This is a genomic window from Brumimicrobium sp., assembly GCF_048268645.1.
GTDB lineage: Bacteria > Bacteroidota > Bacteroidia > Flavobacteriales_D > Crocinitomicaceae > Brumimicrobium > Brumimicrobium ulvae.
This window is the reverse complement of the sequence record NZ_JBLWVE010000003.1, coordinates 98,035-118,200: the sequence shown is the minus strand read 5'-3', so window position 1 is coordinate 118,200 and position 20,166 is coordinate 98,035. Positions and strand designations below refer to the sequence as shown.

General features: G+C 36.1%; 17 protein-coding genes and 2 tRNA genes. 11 read left to right on the top strand and 8 right to left on the bottom strand.

The window, feature by feature from the left end; translation table 11 throughout:
• The first annotated feature begins 45 nt into the window (after nt 1-45).
• Nucleotides 46-195: a hypothetical protein gene (locus ACN0U3_RS04580; RefSeq protein WP_417265315.1), complete on the top strand. Its 150-nt coding sequence runs from the start codon at nt 46-48 to the stop codon at nt 193-195.
• An 87-nt stretch (nt 196-282) separates the two neighbouring features.
• Here ACN0U3_RS04580 and ACN0U3_RS04575 read toward each other — a convergent pair whose 3' ends face one another.
• The 3 genes from ACN0U3_RS04575 to feoB form a co-directional block, all read right to left on the bottom strand.
• Complete coding sequence (locus ACN0U3_RS04575) at nt 283-564, bottom strand: virulence protein (protein WP_417265314.1); 282 nt, start codon at nt 562-564, stop codon at nt 283-285.
• 2 nt (nt 565-566) lie between these two features.
• Complete coding sequence (locus ACN0U3_RS04570) at nt 567-755, bottom strand: hypothetical protein (protein ID WP_299201720.1); 189 nt, start codon at nt 753-755, stop codon at nt 567-569.
• A 164-nt stretch (nt 756-919) separates the two neighbouring features.
• Nucleotides 920-2,986: a ferrous iron transport protein B gene (feoB, locus tag ACN0U3_RS04565; RefSeq protein WP_417265313.1), complete on the bottom strand. Its 2,067-nt coding sequence runs from the start codon at nt 2,984-2,986 to the stop codon at nt 920-922.
• A 133-nt stretch (nt 2,987-3,119) separates the two neighbouring features.
• Between feoB and wecB the strand changes: the two genes are divergently transcribed.
• The 3 genes from wecB to ACN0U3_RS04550 all read left to right on the top strand — a co-directional run bounded on the left by wecB (nt 3,120) and on the right by ACN0U3_RS04550 (nt 6,617).
• On the top strand, nt 3,120-4,274 hold the full coding sequence (gene wecB / locus ACN0U3_RS04560) for a non-hydrolyzing UDP-N-acetylglucosamine 2-epimerase (RefSeq protein WP_417265312.1): 1,155 nt from the start codon (nt 3,120-3,122) through the stop codon (nt 4,272-4,274).
• A gap of 87 nt (nt 4,275-4,361) precedes the next feature.
• Nucleotides 4,362-5,648: a polysaccharide deacetylase family protein gene (locus tag ACN0U3_RS04555; protein WP_417265311.1), complete on the top strand. Its 1,287-nt coding sequence runs from the start codon at nt 4,362-4,364 to the stop codon at nt 5,646-5,648.
• Nucleotides 5,649-5,651: 3 nt separating this feature from the next.
• A complete protein-coding gene (locus tag ACN0U3_RS04550; RefSeq protein ID WP_417265310.1) occupies nt 5,652-6,617 on the top strand; it encodes a GSCFA domain-containing protein in 966 nt (321 codons plus the stop codon).
• A 158-nt stretch (nt 6,618-6,775) separates the two neighbouring features.
• On the opposite strand, the gene ACN0U3_RS04545 is transcribed toward ACN0U3_RS04550, so the two are convergent.
• Nucleotides 6,776-7,321 (bottom strand): RNA methyltransferase, encoded by a 546-nt coding sequence (locus tag ACN0U3_RS04545; RefSeq protein ID WP_417265309.1) that lies wholly within the window; start codon nt 7,319-7,321, stop codon nt 6,776-6,778.
• Nucleotides 7,322-7,456: 135 nt separating this feature from the next.
• On the opposite strand from ACN0U3_RS04545, the gene mutS reads away from it, so the two are divergent.
• On the top strand, nt 7,457-10,036 hold the full coding sequence (gene mutS / locus ACN0U3_RS04540) for a DNA mismatch repair protein MutS (RefSeq protein ID WP_417265368.1): 2,580 nt from the start codon (nt 7,457-7,459) through the stop codon (nt 10,034-10,036).
• 528 nt (nt 10,037-10,564) lie between these two features.
• On the opposite strand, the gene ACN0U3_RS04535 is transcribed toward mutS, so the two are convergent.
• Nucleotides 10,565-10,648 (bottom strand) — tRNA-Leu (locus ACN0U3_RS04535).
• A gap of 44 nt (nt 10,649-10,692) precedes the next feature.
• A tRNA-Gly gene (locus ACN0U3_RS04530) sits at nt 10,693-10,765 on the bottom strand.
• A 378-nt stretch (nt 10,766-11,143) separates the two neighbouring features.
• Between ACN0U3_RS04530 and ACN0U3_RS04525 the strand changes: the two genes are divergently transcribed.
• From ACN0U3_RS04525 to ACN0U3_RS04510, 4 genes are all read left to right on the top strand, one after another.
• Complete coding sequence (locus ACN0U3_RS04525; protein WP_417265308.1) at nt 11,144-12,241, top strand: hypothetical protein; 1,098 nt, start codon at nt 11,144-11,146, stop codon at nt 12,239-12,241.
• 10 nt (nt 12,242-12,251) lie between these two features.
• On the top strand, nt 12,252-14,273 hold the full coding sequence (locus ACN0U3_RS04520; RefSeq protein WP_417265307.1) for an FG-GAP-like repeat-containing protein: 2,022 nt from the start codon (nt 12,252-12,254) through the stop codon (nt 14,271-14,273).
• A gap of 234 nt (nt 14,274-14,507) precedes the next feature.
• Nucleotides 14,508-16,217 carry a transcription termination factor Rho gene (gene rho / locus ACN0U3_RS04515; protein WP_417265306.1) on the top strand — a complete coding sequence of 570 codons (1,710 nt, stop codon included), beginning with the start codon at nt 14,508-14,510 and terminating at the stop codon, nt 16,215-16,217.
• Between the two features lie 2 nt (nt 16,218-16,219).
• Nucleotides 16,220-16,795 (top strand): hypothetical protein, encoded by a 576-nt coding sequence (locus ACN0U3_RS04510; RefSeq protein WP_417265305.1) that lies wholly within the window; start codon nt 16,220-16,222, stop codon nt 16,793-16,795.
• A gap of 504 nt (nt 16,796-17,299) precedes the next feature.
• On the opposite strand, the gene ACN0U3_RS04505 is transcribed toward ACN0U3_RS04510, so the two are convergent.
• Together ACN0U3_RS04505 and ACN0U3_RS04500 are read right to left on the bottom strand one after the other, a co-directional pair.
• The gene (locus ACN0U3_RS04505) at nt 17,300-17,983 is read right to left on the bottom strand and encodes an aspartate/glutamate racemase family protein (RefSeq protein WP_417265304.1); all 684 of its coding nucleotides are present in this window, start codon (nt 17,981-17,983) and stop codon (nt 17,300-17,302) included.
• A 19-nt stretch (nt 17,984-18,002) separates the two neighbouring features.
• A complete protein-coding gene (locus tag ACN0U3_RS04500; protein WP_417265303.1) occupies nt 18,003-18,641 on the bottom strand; it encodes a Tll0287-like domain-containing protein in 639 nt (212 codons plus the stop codon).
• A 169-nt stretch (nt 18,642-18,810) separates the two neighbouring features.
• On the opposite strand from ACN0U3_RS04500, the gene ACN0U3_RS04495 reads away from it, so the two are divergent.
• Entirely contained in the window at nt 18,811-19,476 is a 666-nt protein-coding gene (locus ACN0U3_RS04495; RefSeq protein WP_299201748.1) for a transglutaminase-like domain-containing protein, read from the top strand.
• Complete coding sequence (locus tag ACN0U3_RS04490; protein ID WP_417265302.1) at nt 19,476-20,105, top strand: SOS response-associated peptidase; 630 nt, start codon at nt 19,476-19,478, stop codon at nt 20,103-20,105. Before ACN0U3_RS04495 ends, ACN0U3_RS04490 begins: the two co-directional genes overlap by 1 nt.
• The last annotated feature ends 61 nt before the right edge of the window (nt 20,106-20,166 follow it).

The window sequence follows — 20,166 nt, the reverse complement described above, 5'->3', positions numbered from 1 at the left end:
CTAAAATATACTGCGTTTATATATCAAACTCAAATATAAATGCTTATGGCAAACAGTTACTCAAAAACAGCTCCGGGGATGGTGGAGGATAAAAAAGAGCCATCAAAATCTACACTTCAATTCATCCTTAATTATTCAAAAGGGGTAGAAGTCAAAAAAACTAAAAAAGAATCCTTGCTGATTCATTTAAACTAAATAAAAAAAACTGGGATTGAAAAATTCCAGTTTTTTTGATTTAACCATATTGTGATTTTGCGTAAGGGCTGTAATTGTAGAGGAAGTTTAATCCTCCTTTATGAATGAGGTGAAGTCAGACCAATCCTCAATTCTAAAAGCTCGAATATCTCTAACCGAACTCTTAAACCAATCAATATTTTTTAATGCGTTTACTGCACGCAATAAATTGGCCATGTCATTATTAGTAGATAGATAAACACTGCCTTGGCCTCTATAAAATCCAAACTTCTCTAAAACTGTTGCGATTTCATAATAGGCATTATTATAAACTTCACCGTAATGAGTTTTTAGATCAGAAATAAGCATGTCAAAACTGATAGCAAACATTCTTATTTCTTTTTAAAGTACTTCTTTTCACCAAAGAAAATTCTCCCATGCTCATCTTTGATTGCAATTTCATCTCCTAAAAAAGGATTCTTGAAAATCTTGATGATAACCCCTTCAATCCAATCTTCTAAACCGCTTAATGAAGGACTGACTTTTGCTCTTTCTTCTATTTTAAAACCTTCTTCTTTCATCTTTTTATATGCATTATATAAGCAAAGTTAAAGGAAAAATACTGAATTATAAAATATTACTTTTTGAAAAAGAAACAGCAGTGATTTGGAGAGTCTCAGTCACCTGTTTTGACTTCTCAATACTCCTTACTCACACTCTCTACTGTAAAGCGCAAGCTTTATTTCTATCCCAACCAAACAAAAGTCAACCATGAAGCCAAATACGCAATCCCAGTAAAGACTAAAAATTGTATTCCTGCAACACCCCAACTTCCAGTTTCTTGTTTTACAATTGCAATGGTGCTCATACACTGTAAAGCAAAAACATAGAAAATCAACAAGGAGAATGCTGTTGCATAAGAGAACTTAATTGCTCGAAGTCCTTTTTCGTTTTCTTCTCCTCCTTCAACACTGTATATGGTTGACATTGTACCAACGAAAACTTCACGTGCTGCAAAAGAAGCTACAATTGCAATTCCAATTTTCCAATCAAATCCTAAAGGTTGAATTACGGGCTCGATGGTTTTTCCCATAATTCCCAAGTAAGAGTTCTCTAATTTCTCACTGCTCATCTGAGTGTACAATGAATCAGCGTAAACTTCATTTTCTGCAATTAAAGTCGTGTACTTCTCATCAATTTGTTCGAATCGATCTCCTGGCCCAAAGTAGGACAAGACCCATAATATGATTGAGGCAATCAAAATCACTTTACCCGCTTGAAGAACAAATATTTTCCCTTTATTGATGGCCGCATTAAGGGCATTTCTAAGGCTAGGAATTTTATAGTTGGGCAATTCCAGAATAAAACTTCCATCACTTTTTCTTTTCGAAAATAGATTGATGACCATGGCTACCAATAAAGCTACACCAAAACCAAGCAAATACAATCCCATCATGTATAAACCTTGCACACTGATAAAACCAAACAGGTATTCATTTGGAGCAATAAAGGAAACCAAGAAGACATATACAGGTAATCTTGCAGAACAAGACATCAATGGGATGATGAAAATAGTAATGAACCGTTCTCTTTTGTTTTCTATGGAACGTGCAGCCATAATTGCAGGAATCGAACAAGCAAAACCACCAACAAGAGGAATTACCGACTTTCCATTCATACCAAAGCGCTTTAATAGTCCATCCGTCATAAAGCTCACCCGAGAAAGATAACCCGTATCCTCGAGCAAGGCAATCAATGCGAAAAGAATCATGATTTGCGGAACAAAGACCAAAACCCCCGCTAGACCTGCAAAAATTCCATCGGCAATAAAGTCTGCAAACCAAGAGTCGGGAAGGAGGTGACCAACCCATGCTCCTAAATCAACTATACTGTCGTTGATGAAATCCATAGGATAAGATGCAAAAGTGAAAATGGCCTGAAAGAGAATAAAAAACACCGAAAGAAAAATCAAGAATCCCCAAAAAGGATGGGTCACATACTGATCAATTTTATCAGTGACTGTGCTTTGCTTTTTATGCGACTTTTTGATGTAAAAAGTTGTACTTATTTTATTGACTGTCGTTACACGATCACTAATTTCTAAAATTTCTTCTTTCAGCGGTTCAAAATTCTTCTTTTCAATAATTGCCTTTAATTCGATCAATCCTTTTTCATCCAGTAAAGATTGTGCATTGTTGATTTGTTTAAACAACATATAAGGCGTTGTTGATTCAAATAAATGCTTTGCCTCAGCGAGTATGTTCTCGTATTTTTCTTTATTGAAAAGTGATTTAGTTGAAGGTTTTATTTCAGTCGTTGCTAATTCTAACAATTCCTTAATTCCTTTGTTTTTACGTGCTGAAATAGCCGTTGTTGGTACATCGAAATAGTCAGAAATAGCTCTTATTTTTAATTGATCTCCAGATTTCTCCACGATATCCACCATGTTAATCGCCATGATTGTAGGAATTCCCATTTCAATCACTTGAGAAGCTAAAAATAAATTTCGGGCAAGATTTGTCCCATCAACAACAAGGATGACTAAATCGGGAAAAGCTGCAGACTTAGGATTTAATAGGATGTCTTGAACCACTTTCTCATCCTCGCTTTTTGAAGATAAGCTGTAAGTTCCTGGTAAGTCTATTAGTTCACATAACTCCTGGTTGGGTAACTTAATTGTTCCAGAACGTTTGTCAACAGTAACCCCTGGATAGTTACCTACCTTTTGATTTAACCCCGTTAGTTGATTAAATAAAGAGGTTTTTCCCGAGTTGGGGTTTCCAACCAATGCTATTTTCTTCTTGTTTCCCATGAATGTGCAAAAATGCCAAAAAATGTTTGGTTTATTCATACCGTCTATTTGGTATTTCTAATGATTCTTTTCGTTTGAACTTTTGGAGAGAGATTCCTACAAATTGTTTATTTTCGTTTTTCAAATTGCATTCATGAAAAGAATCATCACCATTATTGGCGCTCGTCCACAGATTATAAAATCAGCAGCCCTGTCTAGGGCAATCAAAACTAAGTATGCAGATCAACTGATAGAGGTTTTAGTGCATACCGGACAGCATTATGACGAGCAAATGTCAGAGGTGTTTTTCACTGAATTGGGTTTGTCAAAGCCAGATTACAATCTGAATATTGGTTCTGGATCTCACGGGTCGCAAACAGCTGAGATGATAAAAGGATTAGAGGATTTATTTCTAAAGGAAAAGCCAGATGCAATTGTGGTCTACGGTGACACGAATTCAACTTTGGCAGGAGCAATTGCTGGTTCTAAAATGGGGATTCCAATTGTGCATATCGAAGCAGGATTAAGAAGTTTCAATAAATCAATGCCTGAGGAAATTAATAGAATTATGTGCGATCACGTTTCGACATTGCTTTTTTCGCCGACTGAAACTGGAGTAAGGCATTTAAAAAACGAAGGATTCAAATTAGATAATGTTGGTCCATTCAATGCAGATAATCCTAAAGTTTATCACAGTGGGGACATTATGTACGACAACAGTCTCTACTTTTCAGAAATAGCAGACCGAAATTTAACGACACACCAAGAACTAGACTTACTTCACAAACCTTATTTCTTGGCGACTGTACACAGAGGTGCAAATACCGATGATTCAGAGAAACTGAAATCCATTTTCGAAGCATTTTTAGAAATCACAGAACTTTATCCCGATCATTTGATTGTTTTGCCTTTGCATCCACGTACTCATAAATGTATGGAAGAACATCTTTCAGAGGAATTTCATCAGAAGATCAAAGGTTGTAAACAATTCAAAATTATTCCACCAGTTTCATTCCTGACCATCATTTCATTAGAAAAGAACTGTGAATTGATTATTACCGACAGTGGTGGATTACAAAAAGAGGCGTATTTCTTTAAAAAACCATGTGTGATTCTCCGTCCAGAAACTGAATGGGTTGAAATTGTAGAGCAAGGTGTAGCTGTCATCGCTGATGCAGACCAAAACCGAATTGTTAATGGAGTCCGTGCAATGCTTGACATGAAAGATGCAGAATTCCCGAGTCTATATGGCGATGGAAAAGCAGCTGAGTTTATCGCAGGGGAGATTGTGAAGTGTATCGAACGGTAGGTTGGCACGCTATGATTTTTAAAGGATTATGTGTTATTTTTAACGTTTAGCGTATTACCTCAAACAAAAATTAAGTAGATTAGCATTATGCTCACAATATATTCCGACCAAATATCATATCGCTTAAGTTATACTTTGTCGCTTGTCTTTGATGAAAGAAAGGTCGACTATCAGTTAGTGTATGATGAGGAAAGTTTTAAAAAAGCGCCTTTGCCAAAGTTAGCCTACTCTGAAGATCTAGCCTTTTCAGAAGACGCTAAGATTTATCCATCAACTTTGCTTTATGAAGACGATATCGTTAAGCATATTGTCCTTAAAGCCGAATGGAATAAAAATGAAGTGTTGAGTTTTGATGGTGTGCCAGATATTTTGGCCAGTATCTTTTATGTCGCTTCATTATATGATGATTATCTTCAAGAAGAAACCGATCAACACGATAGAAACATTGGTGCGAAATCATTGCTTTTTGAAATGAAGTGGCTCGATAAACTGATTGTTGAGCGCTGGTCAGAACAATTTATTGCATTTATAGAAACACAAACGGCTTGTGTTTTGAACGCACAGAAAATTCCTTTTAATGTGATTCCAACTTTCGATATTGATAATACCTATGCTTATCGATTGAAAAAAGGATGGAGAAAATTCATGAGTACGACAAAGGATTTTATTAAAAACGACAGAAAGCGAATAAAAGAACGGAAAGAGGTTTTGGCGGGCAGAAAAAAAGACCCCTATGATACTTTCGATCAAATTGAAGCTATTGCAAAACGTGGATTTAATGTTAAAGTGTTTTGGTTGCTGGGGGATTATGGAACTTACGATAGAAATGTCGATTACAAAAACCTTCACCACCGTAGATTGATTTATGAAGTCGACCAGTTTGCCCACGTTGGACTACATCCGAGTTATCGTTCTAACCAATCTAAGTCAAGCTTAAAGGAAGAAAAATTACGTCTAGAAGAAATTCTCGATCGCGAGGTAGTTCATACCCGACAACATTTTTTGAAGGTCAAGCTGCCCATTACATATATTGATTTAGAAAGGGTGGGGTTTACGGATGACTACTCTTTGGCCTATGCCGATCAGTTAGGATTTCGTGCTGGTCTTGCTCGACCGTTTATGTGGTTCAATTTAATAGAAAATCGAGTTTCAAGTTTAAAGCTACATCCCATTTCTTATATGGATGGAACATTGAATGAATACATGGGATTGACCATAGAAGAATCGGTAAGGACTGTTAAAAGTCTCAAAAAGGAAGTTCAAACTTATGGCGGAAATTTTGTTGCACTTTGGCACAATGAAACAATTGGAGATTATGGTAAATGGGAAGGGTGGAGTAGAGTGTTGGAAGAAACCTTATCAGAAAACGCATAAGCCATGCAAAAGACCAGAGTAAAAATTTCTGAAAATAAAATTGTTGATTATAAATCACAATATTCCTTTCTGGGAAGTTGTTTCTCAGAACATTTATCTTCGAAAATGACACAAGCTGGATTTCCTGTTCAAGCGAATCCATTTGGAGTAGTTTTTAATCCAATTTCATTGGCCGAGATACTTTTGGTAAAGGATGAGGTCTTAATGGATTCTGTGTTTGAACGACAAGGTGTTGCTTTGTCTTGGTTGGCCAATAGTACTTGTTTTGCATATAGTCAAGAAGAACTGCGTTCGAAACTAAAGGTCCTTCGTAATGACTTTCTAGAAAATTTAAATCAGTCAAAAATCCTCTTCGTAACTTTTGGAACAGCATGGGTGTATCATAAGAAATCCATTAACCACATTGTTGGAAATTGTCATAAAGCCGCCAAAAATGATTTTGAAAAGCGATTGCTTTCAGTTGAAGAGATTTCCAATAAATGGAGTAACGTCATTGAGAAACTAAAAGCTGAAAGCGATGTGAGAATTATCTTCACGGTAAGTCCAGTGCGCCACACCAAAGATGGATTGATAGAAAACTCACGCAGCAAAGCCGTTTTACTAAATGCAGTTCACCAATTGAATGATCAATATGGCAACGTAGAATATTTTCCAGCATATGAATTGATGATGGATGAAATGCGTGATTATGCTTATTATTCAAAAGACGGAGTTCATCCAAATGCAATAGCGGTAGATGAAATTTGGAATCGATTTAAGGATACATATTTCACAGCTGAAACAGAGAAGATATGTTTAGAATACGATAAGATTCGAATGTTGTTTGAGCACCGTTCTTTACATCCTGAATCTAAAGCAGCAAAGCAATTTGAGGTGGATAGAACGGCGAAATTAGCTGATTTTAAGAAACGGTATCCTGGTTTTAACCACAAAACAATAGGCAGTTTTAACCGCGGAGAACGGCAATAAGGCGCAAATTTAGCTGAATTTTATAACTCCTTTTCTCTCTGTGGATCTCTGTAAAAACCTCCGTGTGCTCTGTGTTAAAAGCACCCAAAATGAACAAAGTTTATTTTCAAAACCCTCCACCGCCTACAGCCTAACGCCTACAGCTTACAGCTTACAGCTTACAGCCTACAGCCTAACGCCATCTCCCTCACAAACTCCCACAAAACCACCCCAGCACAAACACTAACATTCAAACTGTGCTTCGTTCCAAATTGAGGAATTTCCAACACCACATCAGCTATATCTATAATTTCTTGTTGAACCCCATCCACTTCATTTCCAAAAACCAAAACGTGCTTTTCTTGCGGTTTTACATTCATTTCGTGCAATAAAGTCGTTTTCTCAGCTTGTTCAACCGCATAAACGACATATCCATCTGCTTGATATTGTTTCAGTACATCCACTAGATTTTCATGATGCTCCCAGTCGATAGATTCAGTAGCCCCTAACGCTGTCTTTTGAATTTCTCGATGAGGTGGTTGAGCAGTAATTCCACCTAAAATAATTTGCGAAACATTAAATGCGTCAGCAGTTCGAAAAAACGTTCCGACATTTGCTAAACTTCTAATGTTGTCAAGCACCACCACAAGTGGAAACTTTTCTTTTTCTTTAAACTCCTCTACTGTTGGGCGATTCAACTCCCAAAGTTTTAACTTTCTGTTCATAAGTATTGATAACTGGACTCCTTTAAACATTGGACTCTCCAACGAAAATTGTATGTTTACCGATTGCAAATTAACACAAACATTTTCATTTTGGCGAAAACAAAGACAGAAAAAAAACCGGCAGAAACACCACTGATGAAACAGTACAATCAGATCAAGTCGAAACACCCGACAGCGATGCTCTTGTTTCGTGTAGGAGATTTTTATGAGCTTTTTGGAGAGGATGCCATTAAAGCTTCTCGTATATTAGGTATTGTTTTAACGAAAAGAAAAAATGGAACAGCTGCCCACATTGAATTGGCTGGGTTTCCACACCATTCTTTACAAACTTATCTACCAAAATTAGTTCGAGCAGGTGAACGTGTTGCTATTTGTGATCAATTGGAAGATCCAAAAATGACCAAAAAAATCGTTAAGCGTGGAGTGACTGAAGTGGTAACCCCAGGTGTAGCTTTAAATGATCAGGTCTTAGAACACAATAAGAATAATTTTCTGGCCTCGATTTTCCTTGGAAGAAAAGAACATGGTGTTGCTTTTTTAGATATTTCAACTGGAGAATTTTTAATTGCTCAAGGGAACTCCGAGTATATTGACAAATTGATGCAAGGTTTTGAACCTAGTGAAGTTCTGTATTCGCGCCAACAAGATCAAAGTTTTAAAGAATTATTTGGAGACCGATTCTATACATTTCGTCAAGAAGATTGGGTTTTTACAGAAGAATTTGGACGTGAATCTTTAAATAAACATTTCCAAACAAAGAACTTGAAAGGGTTTGGAGTAGAAGATTTAACAGAAGGTATAATCGCAGCGGGTTCAATTCTACAATATATTTCTGAAGCTCAGCACAAAGAACTAGGACATATTTCTAAAATTAGTCGAATTGAAGAGGATAAATATGTTTGGTTAGACCGATTTACAACCAGAAACTTAGAGCTTATTAATTCACCGCATGAAAATGGAGCGACTTTATTGTCTGTACTGGACAAAACAATTACTCCAATGGGTGGCCGAATGATGAAACGTTGGATGGTTTTACCTTTGAAAGAATTGAAAATTATAGAATCTCGTTTGGATGCTGTAAATGCTTTGATTAAAAATGAGGAACTCGCTTTTGAATTGTCTCAACGCCTAGGTAATATTTATGATTTGGAACGATTGGCTTCCAAAATTGCGGTTGGAAAGGTAAATCCAAAAGAAGTCAACCAATTGAAAAATACCCTTCTGGAATTAGCGCCAATACAGCAATTGTTAAAGAAAACCAATTCGAAAGCTTTGTTGAGTATTGCAGATCGAATGAATCCGTGTGAACAATTGATTGATTTAATTACAAAGCAATTAGATGATGATCCTGCAGTGCAGATTGGTAAAGGGAAGGTTATTGCTGACGGATTCAATGCTGAACTGGATGAATTGCGTAAATTGTCTAATTCAGGCCGTTCATTTTTAGAAGATTTACAAAAAAGAGAAGCTGAACGAACAGGGATTCCAAGTTTGAAAGTGGCTTTTAATAATGTTTTTGGATACTATCTAGAGGTACGAAATACGCATAAGGATAAGGTACCTGAAGAATGGATTCGTAAACAAACCTTAGTCAATGCTGAACGATACATCACTGAAGAACTAAAGGTTTATGAGGAGAAAATACTTGGAGCGGAAGATAAAATAGACCTCATAGAACGAAAAATATTTACCGAACTTGTTTTGGCTATGGCCGACTATATTAATCCAATACAGTTTAATGCTTTTTTAATTGGTCAATTGGATTGCCTTTCTTCTTTTGCGAAAGTTTCAAAAGCAAATAATTACAATCGTCCGGAATTGGACGAAGGGTATGCAATCGATATTAAAGATGGCCGTCATCCTGTTATTGAAAATCAACTTGGAGTAGGAGAGGACTATGTTCCAAACGATGTTTATTTAGACAATGAAACCCAGCAAATTATCATGATTACGGGACCAAACATGTCTGGTAAAAGTGCAATCTTACGTCAAACTGCTTTGATTTCTCTAATGGCTCAAATGGGATGTTTTGTTCCTGCAAAGTCAGCAAAGCTTGGACTTGTTGATAAAGTGTTTACAAGGGTAGGTGCTTCGGATAATATTTCTTCTGGTGAGTCAACATTCATGGTTGAAATGAATGAAACAGCCAGTATTTTGAATAACCTTTCTCCCCGTAGTTTGGTTTTGCTGGATGAAATCGGTCGAGGAACAAGTACATATGATGGAATTTCAATCGCTTGGGCAATTGCTGAATACATTCATCAGCACCCTAAAGCGCATTGTAAAACACTTTTTGCTACGCACTACCATGAGTTAAATGAAATGACCAATAAGTTTCCACGGATTAAGAATTATACGGTTTCTGTAAAAGAAGTAGGAACGAAAATATTGTTTTTGCGTAAACTCATTGAAGGGGGAAGCGAGCATAGTTTTGGAATCCACGTTGCAAAACTTGCAGGAATGCCTAATCCTGTCATAGAACGTGCTACTAAAATGTTGAAAGAACTAGAGACCTCCAATCGTGGTTCAGACAGAGAAAAGGTAAAAGAAGCGGGAAACGCTGCGGATATGCAATTGAGCTTTTTTCAATTAGATGACCCTATCTTGGAGAGTATTCGAGATGAAGTAGCCAATATGGACATTGATACTTTAACGCCAGTTGAAGCATTGTTTAAATTGAATGAGATTAAGAAGAAGGTGGGGAAGGGTAAGTGATTGGTAATTATAGTTTTAATAATTACTTGCTGCAACAGGAATAAGAGTAGAATTAATTCACGAAGGGAAGTTTCTTCTTGGTGAGAACAGCTTTGTTACGGATGCCAATAAGTATTCACAAGGAAGTTATTCGATTCGTAATGTTTTCGGTTAAAAAAATCGAGAACCATGCTTTGATCATTTTAAAAGAAACATTATTAATAATGTAAGTAATGCTGATTTTTAAATGTACTGAATGTAGTCAAGCTCCTGGTAACGACAGAAATACTAAAGTGTTAAAAAAAAGCTTCAGATCAAATTCCAGGAGAATACAAAATGTGGACGATTCCTTATTGAGAAGGACATGTGTTTATCCCTAATAATGATAGAGATTGAGTTTATGAGAAAAGGATAAATGAAAATATGAAGGTTGAACTTGGCTTTCGAAATCCTTAAAAGTTAAAGGGAAAAGTAATTATGAGAGAACAGTATAAAGTAAAAAACAGAGTGGAATTTTAGCTTTCGCTCTTATTCTCACTCTGTTTTTTGTACTCGGGACGGGACTTGAACCCGTACGAACTTATGTTCATTGGATTTTAAGTCCAACGTGTCTACCAATTCCACCACCCGAGCAGGAAGGTGTTTATTATTTTATTGTATCAATAAATTGTATATCGAGCGGGAGACGGGATTCGAACCCGCGACCCCAACCTTGGCAAGGTTGTGCTCTACCAACTGAGCTACTCTCGCTTATATTGATAATGTTTCTTGTCAATTTTGTTTAAAGAATCGTTATTCTTTTGCGGGGACAAATATAAGTGTTTTTTATTTCTAAAAGACCTTTTAAGTGAATTTATTTTAAAAAATATTCAAAATAAATTTTGATTGGATCTCAACTCCTAGATAACGAATAGGTTGTGAGAAAAGATCTATTTTAAATAAAACAAATATAATTCTTCTGTTGCCCTGGTTTCAATAAAAAAAACAGTATCTAGAAATGAGTGCTACTCTTTTTTGGATATATAAACAACCTTAATTTATTTTTTACGTTATTCTAAAGTCATTAAATTTTATTAGGAATATTTAATTACTAATTCTACTTTTATTGATAGAAAAGCAAAACACTACATGCATATAAACAAAATTGCACCTTTTTTTACCGGACTGTTCATAGGTCTGATCTTATTTTCTTGTAAAAAAGAAGTTTCAGAAATTACCCCAGTCACAAAGCCGTCAGTAGATGGTGTAAATATCGATTTAACGGCAGTTCCTTATAATACCCTTTCTGAATATCAATTTTTTGATGGTGTTTTAGCTGACCATATCCCTGCAGAGGGCGTAATTCCATACGAACCTGTAAGTAAATTATTTACTGATTATGCTAAAAAGAAACGTTTTATTTGGATGCCTGAAGGAACAAAATCAAGTTATGTCAGCGACGATAAGTTGTTGGACATGCCTACAGGAACTGCATTAATCAAGACCTTTTATTATGATGATGTGCAGCCATCAGGAAATACACAACTGATCGAAACACGTGTGATGATTAAAAAATCATCAGGGTGGATTTTTGCAGAGTATGTATGGAATCAAGAACAAAATGAAGCATATCTGGACATGACAGGGAGTACTCTGCCTATTTCTTGGCTTCAAGATGGGCAAGTAATGTCCGCTGATTATCGTATCCCATCGGATACAGAATGTATGGTATGTCATAAATCAAATAACCAGCCTATTCCTATTGGCGTAAAACCACAACACTTAAATGTGGATTATGATTATGGAAATGGTCCGGAAAATCAATTGCAATACCTGATCAGTCAAGGTTATCTAGAAAATTCATTGCCGGTTTCAATTGATGGTTTGGTGGATTATAATGACATGACCGCTCCTTTAGAAAAAAGAGTTAGGTCTTATTTAGATATCAATTGTGCTCATTGTCACCAAGCAGGAAGCCATTGTGATTATAGACCCTTAAGGTTGGCCTATTCAGAAACCAGCTTAGATGACAATATGGGGGTTTGTGTAGAGCCAGACGAATTTATTAACTCTGCATTAACTTACCTTATCTCTCCAGGCAATACCGAACGCTCAGTCCTGTTTTACCGCCTAAAAGCAACAGATCAAAATGTGAGAATGCCTTTGCTGGGACGATCAATTGTACATACCGAAGGCGTGGATTTATTAGAAGAATACATTAACTCCCTAACAGAAATTTGTCAATAAATTAAACACTATGAATTATAAGAACTATACAATAAGCGTAATCTTCATCCTTGCAGGATTTTTAAGTTATGCGCAATCAAATTGCAATAATCCAACGGTGATAACAGCTGGAGTTTATACTGTCGATACCCTTATTGGAACAGATGTTCCAAGCCCAATTTGTGCCCAAAATGGTGCGGGAGCATCAGCTGCTGAGTGGTTCTCCTATACGCCTTCAAGTGATTATACAATTGTTGTTTCATCTGATTTAACTGTAAATTACGGAGGGGATACCCGAGTGCATGTTTATACAGGAGTCTGCGGTTCTTTGTCATGTTTGGCTGGGGATGACGATAGTGGAAGTGGTTATTTATCGGAGGTTACTTTTAATGTTTATGCAGGATCAACGTATCTCATCAGTTTTGACAATAGGTGGTCTGCCAATGGTTTTGATTTTAAATTAGAGGAACATCCTTACACAGAGCCTGTTGTTCCACCTATTACTTTTACATCCTCATCCTTAGCTGTACATTCTAAAGGAGCAGCTTATGGTATTGCCGATATGAATGGAGATTATTTGGATGATTTAATTGCTGTCGGTAGTGATACCTTAGAATTACATTACCAAAATACGGGAGGTGGATTTACCTATACAGAAATTGCTCATGATAGTGTGCATTATGTTGCAACATGGAGCTTGGCAGTTGGAGATTTTGATAAAAATGGGTACAATGATATTTTAAATGGAAGTGGAAGTGGAGTTACATTTTTGAAAGCGAATAGCAATGGAACACAATATGACGTTATCCAAGGTCCTGAATATGTGTTTTCTCAACGCAGTAACTTTGTAGATATAGATAACGATGGACATTTAGATGCTTTCGTTTGTCATGATGTTGACCCTAATGTTTTCTACATGAATGATGGTGCTGGAAATCTGCAATTCAATCAAGGTGGGATAGGTGACCATGACGAAGGTGGATACTATGGTTCAATTTGGACAGACTATGATAATGATGGCGATATGGATTTATTTGTAGCAAAATGTAGAGGAGGTCAGTCTACTGCGCGATTTAATGAAATGTTCAGAAATGAGGGGAATGGTGTGTTCACGAATGTGTCTGTAGATGCAAACATGGCCGATTCAGTTCAGACTTGGTCAAGTGCTTGGAACGACTTTGACAACGATGGAGATATGGATGCTATTGTTGGTGCGTCATCTTTAGCCGATGGAACCCATAAATTTATGAGGAATAATGGAGATGGAACATTTACAGATGTTACCGCAGGTAGTGGTTGGGATACCTATACTGAACTCAATATCGAACACGTGTCTTATGATTTTGATAACGATGGTTTCGCTGATGTTCTTGGTGGTGGTGGAAAAATCATGTTCAACAATGGTGATATGACTTTCACTCCTGTTCTTTTAAACGTGAATAATGGTCCAATTGGTGATTTAAACAACGATGGCTTTTTAGATATTAGGGTTGGAAACACCATCTATACCAACGGTGGGAATGATAATAATTGGTTAAAAGTCAACCTTCAAGGAATGGAAAGCAATAGCAATGGTATTGGAGCGAGAATCGAAATTTACGGAGCTTGGGGAAAACAAATTCGAGAAATTCGCAGTGGTGTTGGATTTAGATACATGAATACACTTAATGCTCATTTTGGACTAGGAACAGCAGATGAAATTGATTCTTTAATTGTTTGGTGGCCTTCAGGTACAAAAGACATGATTCATAATCCTGCGATTAATAATTCTGTTTTGATTGTTGAAGGAACCGAAAATCTTGGGGTTTCAAAAGAGGATATGTTCAATTTTAAATTGTATCCAAATCCAACCACAGACTTTTTAACTATTGCTCAAAGTCCTTTAGTTAACAGGGAGAAAATAATGATCCTTTCGGATGTAGGAAAACTTGTAAAATCTTATCCTGCTACACAAACTGTTTTTGATGTAACCGAATTGTCAAGAGGAGTTTATTTGTTTGTCATCGTAGATGATCAAGGTGAAGAAATGGTAAAGCAATTTGTGAAAAAATAAGCAGACCTTATTGATAGGGTAGACTAACTTAAACTCATTAAAGTCCTGGAGAATACTTCAGGGCTTTTTTGCTTATTATGAAACCCTTTACATTAAAAAAATCAATCTTTTTTTTCTATTCCTTGTTTTATAAGAAAGAATATTTGTATTATTGTGACATCGCAACTCTGCGGTACTCTCTATAGAATATATTACAACCTTTATAGTTATCTCTTATAATATTATTTCATATAAATGAAAAAAGACGAATTAGCCGGGAAGAAGCTTCCTGAATTACGCATTATTGCAAAAGCAATAGGTATAAAAAAAGTAGAATCATTCCGAAAAGGAGAATTGATAGACTTAATAGTTAACGGCGGTGAAGCTAAAAGTACTGAAGCTAAGTCGGTACCAGCTAAAGAGGGGGAGCAATCTCCTTCGACCAAAACTGATGAGAAACCAAGAACACGTAAAAGAACTGTCTCTACTCCAAAGTCGACTTCAGTAAAAGAAGATACTGCCAAAAAGTCAAATAAAGAAGGGACCGAAAAAACACCATCGAAAGATCAAGACCTTTTTTCTTCTTCTACAGAAAAGGAAAGAAAACCACGTCCTTCAAAAGAGGATAAAGATGTAAAGGTTGAAAATAAAAGAACACCGCGTTATAAAGAACGAGATAACAAGTCGAATGACCATAAAAGTCAAGACAATAAGGACCGTGAAAGAAAGGGGTTTGTAAAAGCTAGTGGTGACGATAGAAAGCAAAGAAATAACGATAAACAAAACAATAACCCTAATCAAAACCGCAAATCAGATCATCAAAAAGCCAGAGAAAAGAAGTATGACCTTTCTGGAATTGTTACTGCTGAAGGGGTTTTAGAGGTGATGCCTGATGGTTTTGGTTTCTTACGCTCATCAGATTACAATTACTTGTCATCTCCAGATGATGTTTATGTGAGCCACAGTCAAATTAAATTATTTGGACTAAAAACAGGAGATACAGTATATGGTACAATTCGCCCTCCAAAAGAAGGTGAAAAATACTTCCCTTTGGTGAAGGTTGATTCTATTAATGGACGTGATCCAGCTTTTATTCGTGACCGCGTGCCGTTTCAATATCTTACACCCTTATTTCCTGATGAGAAGTTTAAACTAACGGGCCATCGCGATGAAACAATGTCTACTCGAATTATGGACTTGTTTGCTCCAATTGGAAAAGGACAGCGTGGTATGATCGTAGCTCAACCAAAAACAGGTAAGACTGTTTTGCTTAAGGATGTAGCCAATGCAATTGCTGCAAACCATCCTGAAACATACTTGATTATTTTACTGATCGATGAACGTCCTGAGGAGGTTACAGATATGGCCAGAAGTGTAAATGCTGAAGTGATTGCTTCAACTTTTGATGAGCCAGCGGATCAGCACGTAAAGGTGGCCAATATGGTACTCGAAAAAGCCAAAAGAATGGTGGAATGTGGTCATGATGTATGTATTCTATTGGATTCTATAACTCGTCTGGCTCGTGCCTACAATACGGTTTCTCCAGCTTCTGGTAAAGTTTTGTCAGGTGGGGTAGATGCAAATGCTCTCCAACGTCCAAAACGTTTCTTCGGTGCGGCACGTAAAATTGAAAATGGTGGTTCGCTTTCGATTATTGCAACTGCCTTAACAGATACTGGTTCTAAAATGGATGAGGTAATTTTTGAAGAATTCAAAGGAACAGGTAACATGGAGTTACAACTTGATAGAAAAATTGCAAATCGTCGTATTTATCCAGCTATCGATATTTTAACCTCTGGTACCCGTCGTGAAGATTTATTAATGAATAAAGAAACACTTCAACGTGTATGGTTGTTGCGTAAACATATTGCAGATATGAACCCAATTGAAGCAATGGAATTTATGAAAAGCCACATGAAAGACACGAAAAGTAACGAAGAGTTTTTAGTTTCAATGAACGGATAATTATGCGACCAGCCCTAAAATTTGCGCTCTTGTTCTCAGGAGCGTGGATGCTCTTAAAATTGATCTTCCTGTATTTTAACATCTTTCAAGATGATGTTGTAAAACCGGGTTTAATCAACAATCTTTTTCTTTTATTGGCCATTAGTCTTGGCTTGTATTACGAAAAAAAGAAAGAAGGTTTCGGAACAGGAACTCCTTTGTCTGATATAAAAAATGCCTTGACAGCTGGTGCACCTTACGTTTTGATTGTTTCGGTATTCATGTTCTTTTATTATGATGACATTAATCCTTCTTTTATTGAAAATAGAGTAACCGAAAGAATGGACATTATTTATGGAGAAATGGAAAGTGAAGCCTATGTCGATACATTGCGTGTGCATAATCCAGAGTTTAGGGTGATGACCAAAGAGGAAATTGTTCGGGACATTAAATCTGATACGGAAAGTGCATTGTCTGCAAAAACGCTATTCGTGTTCTCTTTGCTCGGATTGATGGTGATGGCATTGACTTATGCTATTTTCCTCACCGTTATTTATAGGAAAATATTACTGAAAGATTTTTATTCTTCTACTGAGTAGAAAGATGGAATAATAAAGAAAAACAGGTGTCTTAAAAAAGGAAAAACGCTGAAGTTTAAGGCACTTTGCTCAAGCTATGTTTTCAAGTTTTGAATTAAGTCAACCTTGACCACTGATAATTCGATTGTCATTTAAATCCTCGATTTTAAGAATCATGGATTAGTACTAGGGGGAAATTGATGTTTACCCGGTTATATTTTATGGTTCAAGATTCTTTTTAAACTTATTTTGGGTCAAGACTAAATGTTGGAGATTAAACATAAATGCTTGACACCTATTGATGCGGGATGAATCCCGCATTTAATAATTTAAGACTTTATAATATTAGCCGTTTTAACGGCTTTATTCAACAATTAGAACAAACTGTTTCATTAAAGTTTTAAGTACAAAAGTGGTTAAATCCATCACTTGCTCGCTCAATAAGTGAGGATAAATTCCTCCCCAGTTTTTAAGAACGATCTCTTATTTTTTCGTGTATACATTCATTTAGAAATAGTTGATTTTTTATTGACCAAGGATAAAATTAACCGCTAAGTCAACATGTAAACCCGTAGTGTCAATTAAATTAAATTCTATTTCTTCTTGTTTAATGAGCAAAGGCAATTCTGTACACCCTAAAATCATAGCATCTGCGCCTTTTTTTTCTAAAGATTTCATTTGTTCTAAAAAATACTCTTTTGACGCTTTTGAGAACACACCTTGGGTTAATTCCTTTGAAATATAATGGTGTATTTGATCAATTTCACTTTCTTCAGGAAGTGTGATCTCTAAAGGATAATTTTCTTTTAAATAATTTTCTAAAAACTTCTTTTTAACAGTAGGCTTAGTGCCTAATAATCCTAGGTTTTTAAAGTTGTTCTTTATTGCAAAGTCACCAATGGCCTGACCAATATGTAAAATCGGGACATTAATTCTGGCTTGTACAAAATCATAAACCATATGTGGAGTATTGGCACAAATTATTATTCCTTCTGCTCCGATGGAAATTAATTCTTTTGAAATTCTTAGGTATTCATTTTTGATTTTCTCCTCATCACCAGAACGCATCAATGCAATATTCAAACTGTATAAAATTAAAGGAGGATTTTGATCTCTACCGATTTTATCACCTACTTTTTCGTTGATCATTCTATAATAATCTATTGTTGAATGGTACGAAGTACCTCCAATTAAGCCTAGCTTTTTCATGCCTCTATTTTTTTATGAACTACTGTTTTTCGAAAATAATACTCCAAATCCCTCTGACTTCGTTGGCTTGATATCCTGTAGCTTTGTCTTCTGGATATAAGTCCGAAATTAATGCAAGTGTTTCAGGCTGTATCATTTCTTCCTTGGAACCGTGACACTGTAAACACATTGCATTGGTCACAATAGGCGAATAAAAATGAACTTGATCTCCATCAATTTTTATATTAGGTTGAAGTTCAGCACCAACTTTTCCATCAGCAAGGAGTTGTTTGAAATGCGCTATTTGTTCTAACTCATTTGCATTTGCTGTGTTGCTTTGATTTCGTGGTCGGTCACTAACCCTTGATAATTCAGCGTTGTGAAGGTTAGCCATGCTGTCTGTGATAGGCATTGCTTGAATATTACAAAACTGAAGGGCGTGTTCTGCACCTCCTTTGGACAATGCTTGAGTTAATTTTTGTCCCAAAGCCTTTTGCGTAGTACTCGCATATTGAATTCCTATTTCTCGGTAGCGCTCTAACTCTTCTTTACTGAGCTCTTGATTAATCATTATGGAATCTGTCTTTTGATCCTCATTTGAAAGATTTTGTCCATCTTCAGGTGAGCTACAGGCCATGAAAAACAATGGTGTAATGAGGGTAAGGATTAGTTTTTTCATCTTTATTTTGATTTGTTTGTTTCAAATTTAAATATAACTAAACTTAAGGAGTGAAACAAAAGTTACAGTTGTCAGTGAGATGGTTGATCTTTTATGCTGTTAACCTTACTAAGCTTAATTTCATCGGAGCAGTATTTATTTCATCATTAAATATTGGTAAATTTGAACCATGACCAAAGAGGAGCAAGAAAGGTACTTAAGATCTACGCCAATTTTAGAGGTGAATGATAAAAGCACGAAAGAGTTAATTGCAGATATTGACTTATCCAAATCAAAAAAGGAACAGGCTGTAGCGCTTTATTATAAGGTAAGGGACGGATTTATTTACAATCCATATCATTTAGATTTGCGTCCTGAAGCTTTGAAGTCAAGTACTATTTCAAAGAAAAGTCGAGCCTGGTGTGTGGAGAAGTCTATCGTTATGGCGACAGGTTTAAGGGCTTTAGGGATTCCCTCAAAATTAGGTTATGGAATTGTTATTAACCATATAGGTGTTGAAAAACTGACGCAGGCTTTGCGTCGTGAAGAAATCGTTTTTCATGGTTATGTTTCAGCCTATATTGATGGGAAATGGGTGAAGTCTACTCCAGCATTTGACCCACTAATTTGTAAGGTCTCTGGAGTTGAACCATTAGAATGGGAAGGAGAAGAGGATGCTTTATTTCAAGCTTATCAAGGAAGCCAAAAGTTTATGGAGTACACTCATTTTTATGGCGAATTTGATGATGTTCCTGTTGATTTAATGAATGCTGAAATGGAGAAATATTATCCCCACCTCTTTGAGAATGAATACAACTCCCGTAATTTTTCTTTTTTTCATTTAAAGAGTAAATAATGTGTTATAATGTCCAGCAAAAAGCAACCATCAAAGAATTAACCGAGCAGTTTAATGCGCAGTTTAAAATGCCTGCTTTGTATCAACCGAAAGACATCATCAATGGCTTTGAATTTCCTTTGCTACCGGTTTTAAAAAGTGACTCACCCGAAGTTTTTGAATTTTTAAACTGGGGGCTAATTCCACATTGGGCCAAAACAGAAGACATTCGAAAACATACTTTGAATGCAAAGCTGGAAACCATAAATGAAGTCGCCTCTTTTAGAGAAATTACAGCGCAAAGATGCGTCCTGCCTGTAACAGGATTCTATGAATGGAAATGGTTGGACAGTAGAGGAAAACGAAAAGAAAAATACCGTATTGGTTTAAACGACACTGCAGTCTTTGGATTGGCAGGTCTCTATAGCTCTTGGGAAAACCCCAAAAGTGGTGAGACAGTTAATTCATTTTCATTATTGACCACTTCAGCGAATGAAATTATGGCCGAAATTCATAATATTAAGAAAAGAATGCCGCTCATTATGGATGCAACACAAGCAAAACTATGGTTAAAGCAAGGGACTGTTGAATTGAATGATAATTTACGAACGGAGTGTCTTGAAAGTGATGGACAGTTAGGGTTGTTCTAATAAAACTATTTATTGATTAATACATTTTTCAATTATAAATGATAAATGGTAATGCTTTTCT